Origin of the sequence: Aureimonas glaciei (assembly GCF_014643375.1) — a bacterium.
Lineage (GTDB): Bacteria > Pseudomonadota > Alphaproteobacteria > Rhizobiales > Rhizobiaceae > Plantimonas > Plantimonas glaciei.
Genome location: NZ_BMJJ01000001.1, coordinates 137,796 through 158,367, shown reverse-complemented (window position 1 = coordinate 158,367; position 20,572 = coordinate 137,796). Strand labels below are relative to the sequence as shown.

The window sequence follows — 20,572 nt, the reverse complement described above, 5'->3', positions numbered from 1 at the left end:
CGCCGGCCGAAGCTGCGCTAGCTCAGGGCCGCCCGGCAGACCGTTGGCCGCGGCAGCTGCGAAGGGAACCGCCGTGAACCAGCCGGATGTGCGCGACAGACTGATCGTCGGTCTCGACGTTTCCTCGCGGAGCGAGGCGGAGACGATCGTCGCCGAGCTCGGCGACGCGGTCTCGACCTACAAGATCGGCTACCAGCTGGTCTTTGCCGGCGGCCTGCCACTGGTGGAAGAGATGTCGCGCGCGGGCAAGCGCGTCTTCCTCGACATGAAGCTCCTCGACATCGCCAACACCGTCGAGAAGGGCATCGAGAGCATTTCGAGACTCGGCGCCGCCATGACCACCATCCACGCCTATCCCCACGCCATGGCGGCGGCGGCCAAGGCGGCGGAAGGCTCCGACCTTCTGATCCTCGCCGTCACCGTGCTGACCTCGCTCGACGAGGCGGATCTGGCCGCCGCCGGCTATGCCGGCACCATCGCCGGCCTCGTGGCGACGCGCGCGGCCCAGGCCCGCGACGCCGGCATCGGCGGGCTCGTGGCCTCTGCGGCGGAAGCCTCGGCGCTGCGCCGCCTCGTCGGTCCGGACATGGCGCTCGTCACCCCCGGCATCCGCCCTTCCGGCAGCGCCGCCGGCGACCAGAAGCGCATCGCGACGCCCACTGAGGCGCTGCGCGACGGCGCCTCGCACCTCGTCGTCGCCCGTCCGATCATCGCTGCCCCCGACAGGCGCGCGGCCGCGCTCGCCATCCTGGCCGAAATGGCCTCCGCCTGACGTTCACCGAAAAGGACAGACCGATGCCGAAAGCCTATTGGATCGCCCGCGTCGACGTCCGCGACCCCGAGCGCTACAAGGACTACGTCTCGACCGCCGCCCCGGCCTTTGCCGAGTTCGGCGCCAAATTCCTCGCCCGCGGCGGGCCGGTGACGCATCTAGAAGGCCCCGCGCGCGGCCGCAACGTCGTCATCGAATTCGACAGCGTCGCGGCCGCCAAGGCCTGCTACGACAGCCCGGCCTACCAGGCGGCGGCAAAAATCCGCCAGGAATGCGCCGAGGCCGAGATGCTGATCGTCGAGGGCGCCTGACGTAGGCGCTGTTTCCAGGAATCCGCCGAGCATGCGGTTGCCGATCCTGACCCAATTTGGCAGCGTTGCCGCCTCGGCATAGGTTCTCGGATCAAGTCCGAGAATGACTAAATTCCAAGGTGGCGATCTTTGATCGCACGGGCGGATGGTCCGTACTGGCTGGCTGGCCGAACGCTCGTGTCTGTCGTCTCGGATCAACGAAGCGAGATCGCAGATCGGGAGGCACACCGCAACCTTTGGCGATCGTCATTCTCGGGCTTTGACCCGAGAACCCATGCCGAGGCGTTGACGCTGCGATCCGGGTCAGGATGGTCACCATCCCATCCCGCGGTAAAGCTCGTTCCAGTCCGGATTGATGCTTTCGATCAACGCCACTTTCCAGGCCCGCCGCCAGGTCTTCAGCGCGGTTTCGCGGCGGATCGCATCGCGCACATCGAAGTGCTCCTCGTACCACACCAGCCGCTTGCAGCCGTGGTCGGCGGTAAATCCCGGCGTGAGACCATTCTGGTGCTCGAAGACGCGCCGGGAGAGGTCGGTCGTCACGCCGATGTAGAGCGTCCCGTTTTTCTGGCTTGCCATGATGTAGACGTATCCCGCCATGCCCTAAGCGTCGCCGTAGAAGGCGAACGGCGTCAAGACGTCTGTGTGCGGCTTTCACCGCCTCGGCATGGGTTCTCGGGTCAAGCCCGAGAATGACTAGGTTTGAGAGGCTCGGCCGCTCGTGAAAGCTCGGGAGGCAGGCTTGACGCCGACCCGCAAACCTTGGCGATAGTCATTCTCGGGCTTTGACCCGAGAACCCATGCCGAGGCGTTGACGCTGCCGCGCCGGCACAGAAAGCCCGACCGCCAGGACGCCTGCGGATCCACTCCTCGCAAACCATGCATCTGCCGCTCCCGGCAAGCCCCCCGAAAAGCGACAATTTGACACATTCATGACGGCTTCGGGCAAGGGCCGCGTGCCTATGCTCACCGGCAGACAAGGGGCCACGATCCCCGGCAGCGCCACACCTAGGGCACGACCGTCGACGCCGTCACGGGCTTGCGGAAGAGGCATCCCGGCACGACGTTGTGCAGTGCGGCAAAAGTGGTACTCTGTCGAAAAACCGAAAGTGGGAGCGGATGTTGTATCATTTCTACGAATGGAACCACGCGGCCATTGCCCCCCTGCGGGCCTTCGCCGACGCCGCCAAGATGTTCTACCAGCATCCCCTGAACCCGATCGCGCACACCGAGGCCGGCCGGACTTTTGCGGCCATGGCCGAGGTCTTCGAGCGCTCGACCCGGGTCTACGGCAAGCCGGAATTCGGCATCCACGAGACCGTGGTCAACGGCGTGCGCGTTCCCGTCGTCGACAAGCCGGTCTGGCAGAAACCCTTCGCCCGGCTCCTGCATTTCGAGCGCCAGCTGCCGGAGAAGCACAAGGCCGATCCGCGCTTCCTGATCGTCGCGCCGATGTCGGGCCACTACGCGACGCTCTTGCGCGGCACGGTGGAGGCGCTGCTGCCCTATGCCGACGTCTACATCGCCGACTGGGAGGACGCCCGCACGGTGCCGCTGGCGATGGGCTCCTTCGACCTCGACGACTATGTCGACTACGTCATCGAGATGCTGCATTTCCTGGGTCCCGACACGCATGTCATGGCCGTCTGCCAGCCCGCGGTGCCGGTGCTGATGGCGGTCGCCGTCATGGAAGCGCAGGACGATCCCTGCCATCCCGCCACCATGACGCTGATGGGCGGGCCGATCGACACCCGCATCAACCCGACCGTCGTCAACAAGCTGGCGATGGACAAGGGCATCGGCTGGTTCCGCGACAATGTCATCATGAAGGTGCCGTTCCCGCACGCCGGCTTCCTGCGCGACGTCTATCCCGGCTTCCTGCAGCTCTCCGGCTTCATGTCGATGAATCTCGACCGGCATGTCGACGCCCACAAGGAATTCTTCGGCCATCTGGTCAAGGACGACGGCGATTCGGCGGAGAAACACCGCGAGTTCTACGACGAGTACATGGCGGTCATGGACCTCACGGCCGAGTTCTACCTGCAGACGGTGGAAACCGTCTTCATCACCCATGCCCTGCCGAAGGGCGAGATGATGCACAGGGGCAACCGCGTCGACCTCACCGCCATCAAGCGCACCGCGCTCCTGACGGTCGAGGGCGAGAACGACGACATTTCCGGCGTCGGCCAGACGCAGGCGGCGCAGACGCTCTGCACCGGGATTCCCGAGGAGATGCGCGTCCACTATCTCCAGCCGAAGGTCGGCCATTACGGCGTCTTCAACGGCTCGCGCTACCGCGCCGAAATCGCGCCGCGCATCGTCGATTTCGCCCTGACCCACGGCACCACGCACGCCGCCGCGGCGCTGCCGAAGAAAAGCGCGGCGTCGCTTGCCCGCTCGGCGGAGATCGCGGCGTCTGAAAGCGTCGAAGACCCGATGGCGATGAGCCGGGACGTGAAGGCGCAGAGCCGTACCGCGCCGGCATCCCGCGCCGACGAGCCCGTCGCCGCGCCGGCCGAGACGCCGGCCGCAAGCCCCGTTTCCATCGAGAAGACCGCCGTGGCAAACCCGGTGGCCGCGCCGGCAAAACTGCCGGCGACGGTCGCCAAGCCGCGTAAACCTGCGATGGCGACGACCAAGCCCACCATCCCGTCGGCAAAGCCCGCCAGCGCCGCAGCGCCCGACAAGCCGAAGGCTGCGCCGCCGGTGGCCGTCGCCACGCCGGCCGCTGTCGCGCCGATCGCGGCTGCGCCGGTCGACGCCGCCCCGATGGCGGCTGGGCCCGTGGCGGCTAAGCCGGCGGCAGTTGCCCCCGCTGCCCCCACGCTGACGGAAACACCATCTGCCGGCACGCCTCTGGTGCTCGAAACCGGCGGGTCGAAGGTGCTGACCGCCGCCGCCAGGACGACGAAGGTCCCGTCGAGAACATCGCCCTCTTCGCGCGGGCGTCGCAAGCCCTGACGCCCGGCGCTCGCCGCAGATCATGCGGCGATGCTGTAGAGCGGCGCCTGATGCAAGACCCGCCGAAAAAGAAATTCGAGTTCTTGCGCGCGGATTTCGCCATTCCCATTTCCAGGAGACGCGATGCTTGGTGCATCGCAGGTCTCCTTGAAAGGGAAGAGCACTGATGTCTTCGCACGCCTTGATTCGTCCAGCCTGGACACCGGCGACCATTGGTCTGATGGTGGTCGGCTTCATGATCTACTGGCCGCTTGGACTGGCCATGATCGCCTACATCCTGTGGGGCGACCGCCTCGAGACGTTCCGGCACGACGTCAACCGGTCCACCGACCGGTTCTTCGGCGGCCTGAAGCGCTCGGGCGCCGGCATGCCCTTCGCCACGCCGCGCACCGGCAACGTCGCCTTCGACGACTGGCGCGAGACGGAGCTCGCCCGGCTCGACGCGGAGCGTCGCCGGCTGATGGAGGCGAGCGCCGAGTTCGAGGCCTATGCGCGTGAACTGCGCCGGGCCAAGGACCAGGAAGAGTTCGATCGCTTCATGGCCAGCCGCCGCAGCAATGCGGCCGGCCCGAGCAACACGACCATCGACGGCTAAACCGGAGCGCCAGACGGCCGTCTCTCGAACGAGGGGCGGCCGGAGGTGTCTCCTCTTCGCCCGGCCTCTGGCATCATCCCTGGCGACGGCGACCCCTTTGGGTCGCCGTCGCTTTTTCGTCGCCCGCATGATTGAATCGGGCTCCTGCCGAATCGAACGGGTCTCATGCCGCTGCGCCTGCCGTCCTTCCTGACCCGCCCGGCGACCCCGGCCAAGCCGCGCAAGGCCGCGGAAACCCTGCCGGCGACGGTCGAATTCGCCTCGGTCAGCCTGCCGCTGGTGATCCGGCGAAATCCCCGCGCCAAGCGGCTGATCATGCGGCTCTCGCCGGGCGGCACCCAGCTTTCCATTACCGCGCCGCCGAAAATGTCGGCGAAGGTGATTCTCGACTTCATCGAGCGCCACAAGGGCTGGGCGGAGAGCCGGCTGGTCGGCGCGGCGGCGCCGGTGCGCGTGGCGGACGGCGCGCTGCTGCCCTTTCGCGGCACGACCTTGCGCATCGCGCACGCGCCGGGAAGGCGCGTCTCGCGGCTCGAGGAAAGTGCGGCGGAACCGGTGCTGCAGGTCGGCGGCGATCCCCAGCATCTCGCCCGCCGCGTCCTCGACGTGTTGAAGCGGGAGGCGCGGCGCGACCTGCAGGCGGCCGTCGACCGGCACGCCGCCGCCGTCGGGCTGAAACCGGCGGCGCTGACCCTGAAGGACACGACAAGCCGCTGGGGCTCCTGCACGGCCGACCGGCGGCTCGCCTTTTCCTGGCGAATCGTCATGGCGCCGCCGGCGGTGCTCGACTATCTCGCCGCGCATGAGGTGGCGCATTTCCGGGAAATGAATCACGGCCCGGCCTTCTGGGCGCTATGCCGCACGCTCTGCCCGGACATGGATTATGGCCGCGCCTGGCTGAAGCGGGAAGGCGCCGGGCTGCACGCCATAAGGTTCGACTGAACCCCTGGCATGCTCTACACGTTGAAGCCGATCGCGATCCGCGCGCGATCCCCCGCGCGACGATCGCGCGATCCGACATAGCATGGGACACGGAGCGATCATGACGCTCGACATCAAGATCTGCGGGCTGAAGACGCCGGAGGCGATCCACGCGGCCGTTTCGCGCGGCGCCAGCCATGTCGGCTTCATCCATTTCGACAAAAGTCCGCGTCACCTCTCCGTCGCGCAGATGGCTGCGCTGCGGCCCTTGGTCGCCGCGCCGGCCAAACTGGTGGTGGTCACCGTCGATCTCGACGACGAGACGATCGAGGCGATCGCCGACTGGGTCCGCCCCGACATGATCCAGTTGCACGGCCACGAGACGCCGGGCCGCGTCGCCGAAATCCGCGCCGCCACAGGCATTCCCGTGATGAAGGCGCTGTCCATCGGCAGTGCCGGCGACCTCCAGGGGATCGACGCTTATCGCGGCATCGCCGACCGGATCCTTCTCGACGCCCAGCGGCCGAAAGGCTCGGTTCTGCCCGGCGGCAACGGCGTCGCCTTCGACTGGGACCTTTTGGCCGTGCTTGACGCTGGCGACGAATACATGCTTTCCGGAGGGCTCGATGCCGGCAACATCGCCGCGGCGCTCGCCCGCGCGAAACCTTCCGGCCTCGACGTGTCGTCCGGCGTCGAGAGCGCCCCCGGCATCAAGGACACCGGCCTCATCCACGGCTTCTTCGACGCCCTGGACAAGGCAAGATTGAACGGGGCAGGCCTGCACCCGGAATGGAGTGCCACGTGAACGAGACCCCGACCCCCAATTCCTTCCGCGCCGGACCCGACGAAGAGGGCCGCTTCGGCATCTATGGCGGCCGCTTCGTCGCCGAGACGCTGATGCCGCTGATCCTCGAGCTCGAGGGGGCCTGGAACGAGGCGCGCGTCGATCCGGAGTTTCTCGCCGAGGTCGCCCATCTCAACAAGCACTACACCGGCCGCCCCTCGCCGCTCTATTATGCCGAGCGGCTGACGGAGGAACTGCGCGGCGTCGCGGCGGCGCAAGGCCTCGACGGCGGCGCAAAAATCTATTTCAAGCGCGACGAGCTGAACCACACCGGCAGCCACAAGATCAACAACTGCCTCGGCCAGATCCTGCTCGCCCGCAAGATGGGCAAGACGCGGATCATCGCCGAGACCGGCGCCGGCCAGCACGGCGTTGCCGCCGCCACGGTCGCGGCGCGCTTCGGCTTTCCCTGCGTCGTCTACATGGGCGCCACCGACGTCGAGCGGCAGTCGCCGAACGTGTTCCGCATGAAGCTTCTCGGCGCCGAAGTGGTGCCGGTCACCTCCGGCCACGGCACGCTGAAGGATGCGATGAACGAGGCGCTGCGCGACTGGGTGACCAATGTCGACTCGACCTACTACCTGATCGGCACCGCCGCCGGCCCGCATCCCTATCCCGAGCTCGTGCGCGAGTTCCAGTCGGTAATCGGCCGCGAGGCACGGGAGCAGATGCTGGAGATGGAAGGCCGGCTGCCGGACCTTCTGGTCGCTGCCGTCGGCGGCGGCTCGAATGCCATCGGCCTGTTCCACCCCTTCCTCGACGACAAGGACGTCGCCATCGTCGGCGTCGAGGCGGGCGGCAAGGGGCTCGACGGCGAGGAGCACTGCGCCTCGCTCACCGCCGGGTCGCCCGGCGTCCTGCACGGCAACCGCACCTACCTGTTGCAGGACGGCGACGGCCAGATCAAGGAGGGACATTCGATCTCGGCCGGCCTCGACTATCCCGGCATCGGCCCCGAGCATTCCTGGCTGAAGGACACCGGCCGCGTCGAATATGTGCCGATCATGGACGTCGAGGCGCTGGAAGCCTTCAAGATGCTGACCGGCACCGAGGGCATCATCCCGGCGCTGGAGCCCGCGCACGCGCTGGCAGAAGTCATCAAGCGCGCGCCGAAGATGGGCCGCGATCAGATCATCGTGATGAACCTCTGCGGCCGCGGCGACAAGGACGTGCATACGGTGGCCAAGCATCTTGGGATGGCGATCTGAGGTAATGGAGTCAGCCATGTCCAATGGCATGCGCAGATGACAGAGGTAATTCGACGTGACTTTATGCTTGTAGATGGCGGGCAAGCGGAATTGACTGACCTTTTGCGGAGGGTAGAGGAGACTCTCAAAACTGGTGGGGGTAGTGGTGGTGGCATGGAGCCCCGCATTGCTAGGCTCGAGGCCAGCGTCGATCACATCGAGCGCGATATCGCAGAACTGAAGCTCGACGTGCGCGAATTCCGGTCCGACATGCGCGACGTCCGCGAGCGACAGATCCGGCTCGAAGAAAAGGTTGCACACCTGCCCGGCAAGGGCTTTATCGTCACCAGTCTCCTGATTTCGCTGGCTGTGATCACGGCCCTCTTGGCCTTCCAGGGCCAGATCCAGAAATACGCCGGATTTGCTTCCGTTGTCGCAACGGACACTCCCTGATCGGTCTGGTAGACCCTTGCCTGAAGATTTCACTCGAAAGCCCGCCATGACCACACGCATCGAAGACCGTTTCGCCAGCCTCAAGGCCGAGGGGCGCCCGGCGCTGGTGACCTTCCTGATGGCGGGCGATCCCGATGGCGAGACCGCCTTCGAGATCATGGCCGCTCTGCCGGCGGCGGGTTCGGACCTGATCGAGCTCGGCATGCCCTTCTCCGATCCCATGGCCGACGGGCCGGCGATCCAGAAGGCGGGGCTGCGCGCCCTCAATGGCGGCGAGACGCTCAGGAAGACGCTCGCCACCGTCGCGCGCTTTCGCCAGGGCGACCAGAAGACGCCGATCATCCTGATGGGCTATTTCAACCCGATTTACGTCTACGGCGTCGACGCCTTCGTCGCGGCCGCGCTGGAGGCGGGCGTCGACGGCCTCATCGTGGTCGACCTGCCGCCGGAGATGGACGACGAGCTCTGCCTGCCGGCGCTCGCCAAGGGCCTCAACTTCATTCGCCTCGCGACGCCGACGACCGACGACAAGCGCCTGCCGGCCGTCCTCGCGAACACGTCGGGCTTCGTCTACTACGTCTCGATCACTGGCATCACCGGCGCGGCTGCGCCCGATGCTGGCAAGGTCGGCGCCGCGGTCGCGCGCATCAAGCGCCACACCGACCTGCCGGTCTGCGTCGGATTCGGCGTGCGCACGCCCGAGCAGGCGCATGCCATCGGCCACGCCGCCGACGGCGTCGTCGTCGGCTCGGCGCTGATCGGCGCGATCGAGGCGACGCTGGAGGACGACCGCGCGACGCCGGGGACGAAGGAGGCCGTTCTCGACCTCGTCCGGGCGCTGGCCAGCGGCGTGCGCGCGCCGAGCCTTGCAGAGGCCTGAATTAAAGGCCATGTCACGGCGATGAGCGGCCCCGGCCGCATCTCGCCTTGCCGAACGGGAAGAACCGCTTGAACTGGATCACCAACTACGTCCGCCCGAAGATCACCAGCCTCCTGACGCGCTCGGAAGTGCCGGAGAACCTCTGGATCAAGTGTCCCGAGACCGGCGAGATGGTTTTTCACAAGGACCTCGAGGCCAATCAGTGGGTCATTCCGACCTCCGGCCATCACATGCGCATCTCGGCGCGCGAGCGGCTGAGGCATTTTCTCGACGACGGCGCGGTGCACGCGATCGAGCTGAAGAAGGTCGCCGTCGACCCACTGAAGTTTCGCGACGAGCGGCGCTATACCGACCGCTTGAAGGACAGCCGGGCGAAGACCGGCATGGAGGATTCCATCCTCGTCGGCACCGGCACGATCGAGGGCCTGCCTATCGTCGCCGCCGTCCAGGATTTCTCCTTCATGGGCGGCTCGCTGGGTCTGGCCGCCGGCGAGGCGATCGTCACCGCGGCCGAGACGGCGGTCGCCGAGCACCGGCCGCTGGTGCTGTTCGCCGGCTCCGGCGGCGCGCGCATGCAGGAGGGCATCCTGTCGCTGATGCAGCTGCCGCGCACCACGGTCGCGGTCGAGATGGTGAAGGAGGCAAAACTTCCCTACATCGTCGTCCTGACCAACCCGACCACGGGCGGCGTCACCGCCTCCTACGCCATGCTGGGCGACGTCCACATCGCCGAGCCCGGCGCCCTGATCGGCTTTGCCGGCCAGCGCGTCATCGAGCAGACGATCCGGGAAAAACTGCCTGAGGGATTCCAGCGCGCCGAATATCTGATGGAGCACGGCATGGTCGACATGGTCGTGCACCGCCACCAGCTGAAATCCACGATCGCGACGCTGTTGAAGCTTCTGACCAAAACCGCGGCCCCGCCGGTGGCGGTGGACACCGCGCCGAGCGAGATGCCGGTCGAGGCGACCGAGGCGGCATGAGACTGGCCCTGCCGGCGCGCTCGCGCTCGATCGCGCCCGGGGCGGGCCCAACGAGGACATGACGATGACGGGGCTCGCCGCTGCCGAGATCGACCGGCTGCTGCTGAAGCATCCCAAGGGTTTCGATCTCGCCCTCGACCGCATCCGACGGCTCCTGGCGCGCCTCGGCGATCCCCAGCATCGGCTGCCGCCGGTGCTGCATGTCGCCGGCACCAACGGCAAGGGTTCCGTCGTCGCCTTTGCCCGCGCCATTCTCGAGGCCGACGGCAAGGCGGTGCACACCCACATCTCGCCGCATCTGGTCGACTGGCACGAGCGCTACCGCCTCGGCCGCGTCGGCGGTGGGCGGCTGGTCGAGGACGCGGTGCTGGCGGAAGCAATCGCCCGCGCCGCGAAAGCCAATGACGACGAGCCGATCACCGTTTTCGAGATCCTGACGGCCGTCACCTTCCTCCTGTTTTCCGAGCATCCTGCCGACGCGGCGCTGATCGAGGTCGGCCTTGGCGGCCGCTTCGACGCGACGAACGTCATCGATCAGCCGGCCGCCTGCGTCATCAGCACCATCTCGCTCGATCACCAGTCCTTTCTCGGCGACCGGGTCGAGCTGATCGCCGCGGAAAAGGCGGGAATCATCAAGCGCGGCGTGCCCGTCGTGGTCGGGCACCAGAGCGAGGCGATCGCCGCCGACGTCATCCGCACCGCCGCCGCGCGCGCCAAGGCGCCGCTCTCGCTCTACGGCGAGGATTTCTTCGCCTTCGCCGAGAATGGCCGCATGGTCTACCAGGACGAGCGGGGCCTGCTCGACCTGCCCATGCCGCGCCTCGCCGGCCGCCACCAGCTCACCAATGCCGCCGTCGCCATCGCCGCCCTCCGGGCCGCCGGTTTCGACCCCAGCGACGCGGCGATCGCCGCCGGCATCGTCGCCGCGGAATGGCCGGGCCGGCTGCAGCGCCTGACCGCCGGCCCGCTCGCCAAGGCAGCGACGCCCGGCACCGAGATCTGGCTCGACGGCGGCCACAATCCTGGCGCCGGTCTCGTCATCGCCGAGGCCCTGGCCGAGATGGAGGACCGGGTGCAGCGGCCGCTGTTCCTCATCGTCGGCATGATCAACACCAAGGATCCGCTCGGCTTCTTCGCCGCCTTCCTCGGCATGGTCCGGCACGTCTTCACCGTCCCCGTCTCGGCGTCGGATGCCGGGATCGACCCCGACATCCTCGCCGACGCCGCAATCGAGGCGGGCCTCGATGCCGAGCCCTGCGACAGCGTCGAGGAGGCGATCCGTCTCGTCTGCACCAACTGGCAGAGCGAACCCGCGCCGCGCTTCCTGATCTGCGGCTCGCTCTATCTGGTCGGCGAAGTGCTGGCACTCAGCGGCCTGCCGCCGAGATAGGGTCCCTGCCATCGGCCAGCCGGGCTGGCCGCAATGACATGCGCAGCGATAGGCACGTTTGCCATGCGCCAATCATTCGTTTTTACCGATTGATCCCAGATTTATAACGCGTTGGATCGATCGGTTGCCGATGGACTAGATCGGAGGCGAAAGGCCTTCCGATGACGCTTCTGCCGTTGCACCGCTCCGTTCTCCGCCTTCCCCGAAAGGCCCGCGCCGTCGCGCCGGGACTGGCCGCCTGCCTCGCCGTGACCGCCGCGGCCTACGGGCTGGCGTTCGGGGAGACGGTGCTGCTCGGCCGCGCCTGGCTCGAGGCCCTGGTGCTGGCAATCGTCATCGGCACGCTCCTGCGCAGCCTCTGGACCCCGCCTTCCGCCTGGATTCCCGGCATCGCCTTCGGCGCGAAATATCTGCTGGAGCTGGCCGTCGTGCTGCTGGGCGCCGCGCTCAGCACCGCCGCGCTGCAGTCGGCCGGGCCGGCCTTGCTGGCGGGGATCGCCGCGACGGTGGTGCTGGCCATTCTCGTCAGCGCCGCGGTCGGGCTTCTCCTCGGCCTGTCCCTGCGCATGGCGCTGCTGATTGCCTGCGGCAATTCGATCTGCGGAAATTCGGCGATCGCGGCCGTGGCGCCCGTCATCGGCGCGCGCGGCGACGAGGTCGCCGCCGCGATCGCCTTCACGGCGGTGCTCGGCGTCGCCGTGGTCCTCGCTTTGCCGCTCGCCGGCATCGCGCTGGGAATGGGCGAGGCCGGATATGGCGCCTTTGCCGGGCTCACCGTCTATGCCGTGCCGCAGGTGATCGCCGCCGCCTCGCCTTTCGGCGCGCTGGCGGTGCAGACGGGCACGCTGGTCAAGCTGACCCGGGTCATGATGCTTGGCCCCGTCTGCCTCGTCCTGTCGCTGCTCGCCCCGCACCTTGGCGCCGGCGGAAGCGACGGGAGCCCGGACGGCGACGCCAGGCCATACAGTCTCCACGGCGCGGACGGACGCGGAAGGCGGGACGTCCCGCTGGTGCCCTGGTTCATTCTCGGCTTCCTCGCCATGGCGGGGCTGCGCGGCCTCGGACTGATCCCGTCAGAACTCCTGCCCATCCTCGGCACGGCCGCAACCGGGCTGACCGTGGTGTCGATGGCGGCGCTCGGCCTCGGCGTCGACATCCGCGCGGTCACGGCGGCCGGCGGCCGGGTGATGGCGGCGGCCGTGCTGTCCCTTGCCGCTCTCGCCGCGCTCAGCCTGCTTCTGCTGATTCTGCTCGGCCTCGCCTGAAGCCCGACGTCGGCGTCCGCTGGCGGGAAGACGTCGCATCAGGCCAACTTGCGCATCGCCAGCGTCGTCTTGCCGACCTTCAGCATGACGCCGCAGAGGAGGGCCGCCGGAAAATACGTCGACAGCAGCGTTTCGGCGAGCTCGGGCGAGAGCAGGTCGGCGGCGGCGACTTCCGGCTTTTGGCCGCGTTCCAGTCGCGCCTCCAGCGCCGCCAGGCGCACCGCGGCATCACGGTCGTCCCACTCGGCGACGGTCGCCGCCTCGACGAGCGCCAGCGTCGTCTCGCAGCCGACCGGCGCGGACAGCAGCGGATCGGGCGTCCGTGCCGGATCGTCAGCCACGCGGCCCGCCCGATCGGCCTGTTCGAGCCGAAGCCGTATCTCGCACGCGCCGATGGCGGCCGGGTCCAGCGTCGCCTTGGCCGCATCGGCGGCGTTGCGGCGCGCTCTGGCCGCCGTGGCCGCGGCCCGGGCCTGATCGAGCCCAGCCATCGCTTGCGCATAGGTCATCATGGCATCGCGCTGCAGCAGCCTGTCGAGTTCGGGCAGAGCACGGACGCCGAGGCCGAGCACGGCGCCGATCAGGACGTAGTAGAGGACGTCGGAGACGGCAAAGAACCGCTCGGCGAAGCGGAAAGGGCCCAGCAGCGCAACACTCTGCACGAGCAGAAGCACGGGAATCGGCGCGAGGAACACGGCGGCGAAGGAAGACGCCACTGCCGCCATCCAGGACAGCACCGCGAGAAGAACGACAGATATCCCCCAGGCCAGCGTGATCACTGTCACCCCCGAGCCTTCGCCTCTGGCGAGCATCGGACGATCTGCGGGCGAGAGCAAGATGGAATCGCCGCGGCGCAGGCCGCCGTCGCCGGAAGCCTGCTCCCGCTGCGTCCGACATCCCGCGGCGGTGGACGGCCGGGAGAGCATGACCGCCGTCGCCGGTTCCAGCCGGTTTATCCGGCAGGCACCGGGCGTCTTCCACCAGCGCGCCCACCCGGTGCGCCGCTGCGCCGGCCCGCCGTCGCTTGCCAGCCAAGGCCTTGTTTCTCTATAGCTCGCGGCAGCGGCGGCGCGCCGGCTTTCGGGCGCAGGCCCAGCGTCACGCGACGCCTCTCGCCACGCCCGGCCGGGCCCATGGGGAAACCACCGTGACAGAACCCGATGCCCCTCCTCTGTCGCCCGCCGCGCTCGGCTGGTCCGACTTCTTCGCCGAGCAGCTCGGCCCGGAGGACGCGGGGCTTTCGCCGCGCCGCATCGCCAATGTCCACCGCGCTCGGCTGACGGCGCTGAGCCCCGGCGGCACCGTCCGCCTCGTCCTGCCGCCGCACGCCAATACTGGCGCCTATGCCGTCGGCGACTGGGTCCTGGTCGATCCGGAAACGGAGATGCTGCGCCGCCGGCTCGACCGACACACCGTGCTGGAGCGGCGCATCGGCGGCACCGGCGAGCCGCAGCTGGCGGCGGCCAATGTCGACACGCTGTTCATCGTCACTTCCTGCAATGCCGATTTCAACCCGGCGCGGCTCGAGCGCTATCTGGCGCTCGCCAACCAGGCCGGCACCCTGCCGGTGATCCTTCTGACCAAAGCCGACATGATCGGGCAGGCCGGTTCCGACGATGCTGACGCCGGCGAGCCGGGCATGACGGCGGAAAGCTACATGGCGCAGGCAGAGGCGCTGCAGCGCGGGCTTGCCGTCGCCTTCGTCAATCCGCGCGCCGACGATGCGCTGGCGGTGCTGGCGCCCTGGTGCGGCGAGGGAAAGACGGTCGCCCTCGTCGGCTCGTCCGGCGTCGGCAAGTCGACGCTCGTCAACTCGCTGGCGGGGCCGGGCATGGCCGCGCCGCAGGTCACGGGCGGCATCCGCGAGCAGGACGCCAAGGGGCGCCACACAACCACCGCGCGCTCGCTGCACGCGATCGAGGGTGGCGGCTGGGTGATCGACACGCCGGGCATGCGCACCCTGCACGTCTCGGATTCTGGCTTCGGGCTGGACACGCTGTTTGCCGAGATCACCGAGCTGGCGCCGCTGTGCAAGTTTCGCGACTGCACCCATGCGCACGAGCCGGGCTGCGCCGTTCAGGCGGCGATCAAGGCCGGGACGCTCGATCCCGACCGGCTGACGCGCTGGCGCAAGCTGCAGAGCGAGAACACGGCGAACACGCCCGTTCAGACGGGACCGCGCGGCAACCGGGTCACGGCGCCGCGCGGCAGGAAGCGTTAAAGATCACCACAAGGTCTGGCCGGACCAAACCGTGACCCGCAGGGGTCATGGCAACCCGCAGTGCCGTCTCGGATTCAGCGCCTTTGCGGGGCGCCGATGGCCGATCACACGAAGATTTCGCCCTCGTCCTTGCCGTTCCAGTAGTGGATGCGGGAGGCGTGCACCTTGATCAGGACGATGTTGGGGGTGTCGATGCCCTGCTCGAACCAGTAGTCGAGGTCCTTTGTCCAATGCTCGGCAAAGGCCGCTTTGTCGCGGATGAGCTCGGCCGTGCCCTCGACCGCGATGAACAGCGGCGGCTTGCCGAGCAGGCTTTTGGAGCCCTGGAAGGACAGGCCGACCTTGGCGTCGCGCTGGATGTCGGCGACGGTGTGGGCTTCCTCATAGGTGAAGAACCAGGAATCGCCGTCATACTCGACGTCGCCGTTGTTGCTCATCGGCCGGGCGGCAATGGCGCCGTTCTCGGCTCTTGTCGAGAGCATGGCGAAGTCGATGTCGGCCATCTTCTTGGATAGGTCTTCGAGGGTCATATCGGTCACGGGGCGTTCTCCGGTTTCGTCGTCCGGTAATGCCCCTGCGGCGGGTTCGATCCCTCGCCCCGCCGATTCCTGCCTGCCGCGGCCCCGTCCGACCGCCGGACGGCACCGGTGACGCCTACATCGTCGCGCCGATCTGCCAGGGCACGAACTCGAAGTCGCCGAGCCCCTGCGCTTCCGACTTCGACTGCTCGCCGGAGGCGACGCGGATGATGAGGTCGTAGATCTCGCGGCCGGATTCCTCGATCGACAGGCCTTCCGAGACGATGCGGCCGGAATCGACGTCCATGTCCTCGGTCATCCGCCGGTACATCTCGGTGTTCGTCGCGATCTTGATCGACGGCGCCGGCTTGTAGCCCGCGGCGGAGCCTCTGCCGGTGGTGAAGGCGATCATGTTGCAGCCCGACGCGATCTGGCCGGTGACCGAGGCCGGGTCGTAGCCAGGCGAATCCATGAAGACGAAACCCTTGGTGCGGATCGGCTCGCCATATTTGAACACGCCGGTGAGCGGCGAGGTGCCGCCCTTGGCGGCGGCGCCCAGCGACTTTTCCAGGATGGTGGTGAGGCCGCCCTTCTTGTTGCCGGGGCTCGGATTGTTGTCCATCGAGCCCTTGTTGCGGGCGGTGTAGTCCTCCCACCAGTCGATCAGCTTGACGAGCCTGTTGCCGACCTTCGCGTCGACGGCGCGGCGCGTCAAAAGGTGCTCGGCGCCGTAGATTTCCGGCGTCTCGGAAAGGACGCCGGTGCCGCCCTGGGCGACGAGGAGGTCGCATGCATAGCCGAGCGCCGGGTTGGCGGTGATGCCCGACCAGGCATCCGAGCCGCCGCACTGGAGACCCACCATGATCTCCGACACCGGGCAGGGCGTGCGGACCGCCTGGTTGACGAGGGGCAGCATGGCCTTCACCCGCTCGACGCCCACCTCGATGGTGCGCCGGAGGCCGGCGACGTCCTGGATGTTCATGGCGTGGAAGAGCGGGCCCTTCTCGATGCCGTTGGCTTCCAGGAGCCAGTCGATCTGGTTGACCTCGCAGCCGAGGCCCACCATCAGCACGCCGCCGACATTGGGATGCCGGGCATAGCCCCACATCACCCGCTGCAGCGCGTCGAACCCCTCGCCGTCGCCGGCCATGCCGCAGCCGGTGCCGTGGACATAGGCGGTGACGCCGTCGACATTCGGGTAGGCGGCAAGCTCCGCCGGCCCGAAGGCGGCGGCGATCTGGCGGGCGGCGGTGGCCGAACAGTTGACCGAGGTGAGGATGGCGATGGTGTTGCGCGTGCCGACCGTGCCGTTGGCGCGCTGATACCCCATGAAGGTATCGCGCTCGGCCTCCGGCACCATGGCGACGGGGCGCAGATCGGTCGAGAACTGGTAGTCGTGCACCGTGTTGCGGAACTCGACGTTCTGCACGTGGACATGGTCGCCGGCCGGAATGTCGACGGCGGCATAGCCGATCACCTGCGCATACTTCACCACCGCCTCGCCGCGCTTGATGGCACGCGTCGCCACCTTGTGGCCGCGCGGGATCATCGCGAGGGTCTGGACGGTCTCGACGAAGATGCCGGCCTCCAGAGGGCGCAGCGCGGTGACGACATTGTCGGCATTATCGAGGCGAACGGTGGGAGCGGCCATGGCGGATTCGTTTCGGTTGGAGGGTTGAGCAATGTGGGCGTCGATTGTGGCACGAGGTGCGGAAGATGGCGTGGTGGGCGTCACGCTGCGCGAGGTGCGGCCCCTTCAGAACTAGTCATCCCCGACTTGATCGGGGATCCATGCCGCGGCGGTCGACGAGATGGATCGGTGCCGGGTTTACACGCAGTGCCTCTGTTTCAAATGGTTTGGAATGGATCCCGGCTCAAGGCCGGGATGACGAAGCTGAGAGATATACGGTTTATCGGACAAGAGGTTACAGGTGTCCGGCGAGGGTAGCACGCACAAATGCCGGCGGGTCTGGCTCTCCCTCGGACCTCGTCATCCCGGACTGGATCCGGGACCCATGCCAATTCGCCGGGCCTATTCGAGAACGGTGGACCTTCCCTCCTGAACCGATCCGGCAGTGACGGCGTCTCGGCATGGGTCCCGGCTCAAGGCCGGGATGACTATTCGGGGACGTGAGCGCCTCTCGTCATGCGCCCCTCGTCCCTCCCCTTTCCCTTCGACCCTCAACCCCGCCCTCACGCCCCTTCCGCGTTCACGTAGATCGAATAGATCGAACGGGTCGCGGCGATGAAGAGCTGGTTCTTCTTCCGTCCGCCGAAGGTGAGGTTGGCGACCGTCTCCGGCACCAGGATCTTGCCGAGCAGCGTGCCCTCCGGCGAAAAACAGTGGACGCCGTCCTTGGCGCTCGACCAGAGCCGACCCGTGGTGTCGACGCGGATGCCGTCGGGGATGCCGGCGTCGACGATCACGCAGAACACCCGGCCGTTCGACAGCTTTCCGTCGTCAGAGACGTCGAAGGCGCGGATGTGGCGGGGCAGGTTGCCGTCGTGGCTGGCGCCGGAATCGGCGATGTAGAGAACGCTTTCGTCGGGCGAGAAGGCGAGGCCGTTCGGCTGGTTGAAATCGTCGGCGACGCGGTCGATGCGGCCCGAGGGATCGATGCGGTAGACGCCGCGGCAGGGCTGCTCCGGCTCGGCCTGGTCGCCCTCGTATTCCGACAGGATGCCGTAGGAGGGGTCGGTGAACCAGACCGAGCCATCGCGGCGCACGACGACGTCGTTCGGCGAGTTCAGGCGCTTGCCCTCGAAGCGGTCGGCGAGAACGGTCACCGCGCCGGAATACTCGGTGCGGGAAACGCGCCGGTGGCGGTGCTCGCAGGAGACGAGTCGGCCCTGATGATCGCGGGTGTGGCCGTTGGAATTGCCGGAATCGGCGCGGAAGACCGAGGTGCCGACGCCGGGGATCCAGCGCAGGATGCGGTTGGTCGGGATGTCGCTCCAGAGGAGATAATTGCCGTCGGCGAAGAAGACCGGGCCTTCCGCCCAGGCGCACTCGTCGGTCAGCTGGTGCAGGTCGACATTGTTCATGACGATCGCGCCGAAACGCTCGTCGCGGATGTCGTAGGGTTCCTTGATGCGCATGGTCTCTCCCCTCTGTCTCACGTGAATCGTTTTTCCGCCGTGTCCCCGGCGGTTGCGGCTAGTGTCGCGCGCCCTTGCGCCCGCCGGCAAGGGTGATGACGGCGATGATGATGAGCCCGGTCAGCAATTGCCGCACGCCGGCGCCGACGCCGAACGTGTTCAGCATGGTGACGAGCAGCGTCAGGAACAGCGCCGCGCCCCAGATGCCGGAGACATTCGACGACCCGCCGGCCACGGCGGAGCCGCCGACGACGACGACGGCGATCGAGGCGAGCAGATATTCCTCGCCCATGTTCAGCGAGGCGCCGCCGGAAAAGCCGGCGAGCAGCGTGCCGCAGAGCGCGGCGAGCATGGCCGATAGGACGTAGGTGGCGAACCGCACGCGGTCGACCTTCACCCCGGCAAGGCCGGCCGCGCGGATGTTCTGGCCGATGGCGGCGACGGAGCGGCCGTAGACCGTGCGGTGCAGGACGACGGCCATCACCAGGCTGAGGGCGAGTGCTACCAGCGCGACGATCGGCAGGCCGGCGACGCGGCCGGTGGCGATCTCGGCCAAGAGCGGCGGCGGCTTGATCATCAGGCCGCGGCCATAGGCGATGGCGAGCGACTGGATGATGAAGCTCGACGACAGCGTCGCGATGATCGGCGGGATTTTCAGCGCCCGGATCAGCAGGTAGTTGAAGGCGCCGATGACGAGACCGACCCCGAGAGCCGCGGCGAGGCCGAGAAAAATCAGGCTGTCCTGCCCTTCCATCAGCTTCATCGCCACGGCGCCGGCAAAGGCGATGGTCGAGGGCACGGAGAGGTCGATATTGCCGGGGCCGGTGGTGATGACGAACATCTGGCCGAGGCCGACGACCACCGTGAAGGCGCCAAAAGTCAGCGCCGCCGTCAGGATCGGCCCGGCGCCGTTGAAGCTGTTGACGACGAGCGTCACGGCAAAAATCACCGCGGCGCCGACGAAGGAGAACAGGAAGGGGTAGCTGCGGCCGAGGCGCTTCAGGCCCGGGCGCTTCGTGGTGAGGGTGGCCTCGCTCATGCTTCCCGCGCCTCCAGCCGGTTGACGAGGGTTCTGAGCGCCAGCACCGCGATCAGCATGATCCCCTGCGCGCCGATCTGCCAGTCCGGCGAGATGCGCATGAAGGAGAGCAGCGAGCCGACGAGGGCGAGCGTCAGGGCGCCGAGCACCGCGCCGATCGGCGACACGCGCCCGCCGGTGAACTCGGCGCCGCCGAGAATGGCGCCGGCGATCGAGAACAGCGTGTAGCGCAGCGCGATATTGGCGTCGGCCGAGGTCGTGGTGCCGACGAGGACGAGGCCGGAGAGGACGCCGAAACAGCCTGCCAGCGCATACATGGTGACCTTCACGCGCAGGAGCGACCAGCCGGCCCGGGCGACCGCCTGGGCATTGCCGCCGGCGCCGCGCAGGACGACGCCCGCCGCCGAGCGCATCAGCGCGACATGGACGACGAAGGCCAGCACGGCGGCGCCGAGGATCGACAGCGGCACATAGGGCGTCTTGAATTTCACGATCGCCGTCAGCCAGGTCGGGGCGCTGCCGCCGGGGCTCGGCAGGATCAGGACGGCGCAGCCCAGCCAGACGAAGGACATGCCGAGCGTCACGACGATCGAGGGCAGGTTCCGCCAGTGGATCAGCGCGCCGAGCAGCGCATAGACGCCGATGCAGGCGAGCAGCGCGGCGACACCGAGCAGCGGCGTGTCGTTCAGCCAGGTCGCGGCAATGCAGGCGACCAGCGACACGAAGCCGCCGATCGAGAGATCCAGATCGCCGATGGTGAGGACGAAGAGCTGGGCGATGGTGGCAAAGGCGATCGGCAGCGCGAGGTTCAGCATCAGGTTCATGCCGACATAGCTCATCGCCCTGGGCTGAATGACGAAGATCGCCGCGAGGATCACCCCGAAGGACAGCGCCGGCACGGCCGAGCGCAGCACGCGGGAGGAGAAGCGGGTCATGCGGGGGTCCTGGGCATTTCGGCTGGCGGGAGGGCGCTTGCGGGCGGGTGCGTGAAGCACGCAGGGGCGAAGCCTCGCTCCAGCGGTCGCGTGAAGCACCCCCCTCTGCCTGCCGGCATCTCCCCCTCAAGGGGGGAGATCAGGCGCGTCAGGGATGGCAGCCTTTCCGGTTGGGCCGATCTCCCCCCTTGAGGGGGA

Annotated in this window: 19 protein-coding genes and 1 pseudogene; 13 read left to right on the top strand and 7 right to left on the bottom strand. The window is 68.0% G+C overall.

What is annotated here, in order from left to right:
- Positions 1-73: 73 nt before the first annotated feature.
- Entirely contained in the window at positions 74-772 is a 699-nt protein-coding gene (pyrF, locus tag IEX88_RS00780) for an orotidine-5'-phosphate decarboxylase (protein WP_188848600.1), read from the top strand.
- A gap of 23 nt (positions 773-795) precedes the next feature.
- Positions 796-1,083 (top strand): DUF1330 domain-containing protein, encoded by a 288-nt coding sequence (locus IEX88_RS00775; protein WP_188848598.1) that lies wholly within the window; start codon positions 796-798, stop codon positions 1,081-1,083.
- A 312-nt stretch (positions 1,084-1,395) separates the two neighbouring features.
- On the opposite strand, the gene IEX88_RS00770 is transcribed toward IEX88_RS00775, so the two are convergent.
- Positions 1,396-1,683, bottom strand: a complete 288-nt coding sequence (locus IEX88_RS00770) for a GIY-YIG nuclease family protein (protein WP_188848596.1) — start codon at positions 1,681-1,683, stop codon at positions 1,396-1,398.
- 519 nt (positions 1,684-2,202) lie between these two features.
- On the opposite strand from IEX88_RS00770, the pseudogene IEX88_RS00765 reads away from it, so the two are divergent.
- From IEX88_RS00765 to IEX88_RS00720, 10 genes and pseudogenes are all read left to right on the top strand, one after another.
- Positions 2,203-3,426, top strand: a pseudogene (locus IEX88_RS00765) (polyhydroxyalkanoate depolymerase); the annotation flags it as partial.
- A gap of 784 nt (positions 3,427-4,210) precedes the next feature.
- Positions 4,211-4,639 (top strand): DUF2852 domain-containing protein, encoded by a 429-nt coding sequence (locus IEX88_RS00760; RefSeq protein ID WP_188848592.1) that lies wholly within the window; start codon positions 4,211-4,213, stop codon positions 4,637-4,639.
- Between the two features lie 165 nt (positions 4,640-4,804).
- On the top strand, positions 4,805-5,581 hold the full coding sequence (locus tag IEX88_RS00755; RefSeq protein WP_188848590.1) for a M48 family metallopeptidase: 777 nt from the start codon (positions 4,805-4,807) through the stop codon (positions 5,579-5,581).
- 100 nt (positions 5,582-5,681) lie between these two features.
- Positions 5,682-6,365: a phosphoribosylanthranilate isomerase gene (locus tag IEX88_RS00750; protein WP_188848588.1), complete on the top strand. Its 684-nt coding sequence runs from the start codon at positions 5,682-5,684 to the stop codon at positions 6,363-6,365.
- Positions 6,362-7,612, top strand: coding sequence for a tryptophan synthase subunit beta (trpB, locus tag IEX88_RS00745; protein WP_188848586.1), 1,251 nt, complete (start codon positions 6,362-6,364; stop codon positions 7,610-7,612). Before IEX88_RS00750 ends, trpB begins: the two co-directional genes overlap by 4 nt.
- A gap of 36 nt (positions 7,613-7,648) precedes the next feature.
- Entirely contained in the window at positions 7,649-8,044 is a 396-nt protein-coding gene (locus tag IEX88_RS00740) for a hypothetical protein (protein ID WP_188848584.1), read from the top strand.
- Between the two features lie 46 nt (positions 8,045-8,090).
- Positions 8,091-8,924: a tryptophan synthase subunit alpha gene (trpA, locus tag IEX88_RS00735; protein ID WP_188848583.1), complete on the top strand. Its 834-nt coding sequence runs from the start codon at positions 8,091-8,093 to the stop codon at positions 8,922-8,924.
- Between the two features lie 68 nt (positions 8,925-8,992).
- Positions 8,993-9,907 (top strand): acetyl-CoA carboxylase, carboxyltransferase subunit beta, encoded by a 915-nt coding sequence (accD, locus tag IEX88_RS00730; RefSeq protein WP_188848581.1) that lies wholly within the window; start codon positions 8,993-8,995, stop codon positions 9,905-9,907.
- 58 nt (positions 9,908-9,965) lie between these two features.
- Positions 9,966-11,297, top strand: a complete 1,332-nt coding sequence (locus IEX88_RS00725; RefSeq protein WP_188848579.1) for a bifunctional folylpolyglutamate synthase/dihydrofolate synthase — start codon at positions 9,966-9,968, stop codon at positions 11,295-11,297.
- A gap of 161 nt (positions 11,298-11,458) precedes the next feature.
- Entirely contained in the window at positions 11,459-12,562 is a 1,104-nt protein-coding gene (locus IEX88_RS00720) for a YeiH family protein (RefSeq protein ID WP_188848577.1), read from the top strand.
- A gap of 38 nt (positions 12,563-12,600) precedes the next feature.
- On the opposite strand, the gene IEX88_RS00715 is transcribed toward IEX88_RS00720, so the two are convergent.
- Positions 12,601-13,347 (bottom strand): hypothetical protein, encoded by a 747-nt coding sequence (locus IEX88_RS00715; protein WP_188848575.1) that lies wholly within the window; start codon positions 13,345-13,347, stop codon positions 12,601-12,603.
- Positions 13,348-13,709: 362 nt separating this feature from the next.
- Here IEX88_RS00715 and rsgA point away from each other — a divergent pair, with 362 nt between their 5' ends.
- A complete protein-coding gene (rsgA, locus tag IEX88_RS00710) occupies positions 13,710-14,783 on the top strand; it encodes a ribosome small subunit-dependent GTPase A (RefSeq protein WP_244639753.1) in 1,074 nt (357 codons plus the stop codon).
- A gap of 104 nt (positions 14,784-14,887) precedes the next feature.
- On the opposite strand, the gene IEX88_RS00705 is transcribed toward rsgA, so the two are convergent.
- The 5 genes from IEX88_RS00705 to IEX88_RS00685 all read right to left on the bottom strand — a co-directional run bounded on the left by IEX88_RS00705 (position 14,888) and on the right by IEX88_RS00685 (position 20,374).
- Positions 14,888-15,322 carry a pyridoxamine 5'-phosphate oxidase family protein gene (locus tag IEX88_RS00705; RefSeq protein ID WP_188848573.1) on the bottom strand — a complete coding sequence of 145 codons (435 nt, stop codon included), beginning with the start codon at positions 15,320-15,322 and terminating at the stop codon, positions 14,888-14,890.
- Positions 15,323-15,437: 115 nt separating this feature from the next.
- On the bottom strand, positions 15,438-16,952 hold the full coding sequence (locus tag IEX88_RS00700) for a UxaA family hydrolase (protein WP_188848570.1): 1,515 nt from the start codon (positions 16,950-16,952) through the stop codon (positions 15,438-15,440).
- Between the two features lie 542 nt (positions 16,953-17,494).
- On the bottom strand, positions 17,495-18,400 hold the full coding sequence (locus IEX88_RS00695) for an SMP-30/gluconolactonase/LRE family protein (RefSeq protein WP_188848568.1): 906 nt from the start codon (positions 18,398-18,400) through the stop codon (positions 17,495-17,497).
- A 58-nt stretch (positions 18,401-18,458) separates the two neighbouring features.
- Positions 18,459-19,439 carry an ABC transporter permease gene (locus IEX88_RS00690; RefSeq protein ID WP_188848566.1) on the bottom strand — a complete coding sequence of 327 codons (981 nt, stop codon included), beginning with the start codon at positions 19,437-19,439 and terminating at the stop codon, positions 18,459-18,461.
- The gene (locus IEX88_RS00685; protein ID WP_188848564.1) at positions 19,436-20,374 is read right to left on the bottom strand and encodes an ABC transporter permease; all 939 of its coding nucleotides are present in this window, start codon (positions 20,372-20,374) and stop codon (positions 19,436-19,438) included. Before IEX88_RS00685 ends, IEX88_RS00690 begins: the two co-directional genes overlap by 4 nt.
- Positions 20,375-20,572: the final 198 nt, after the last annotated feature.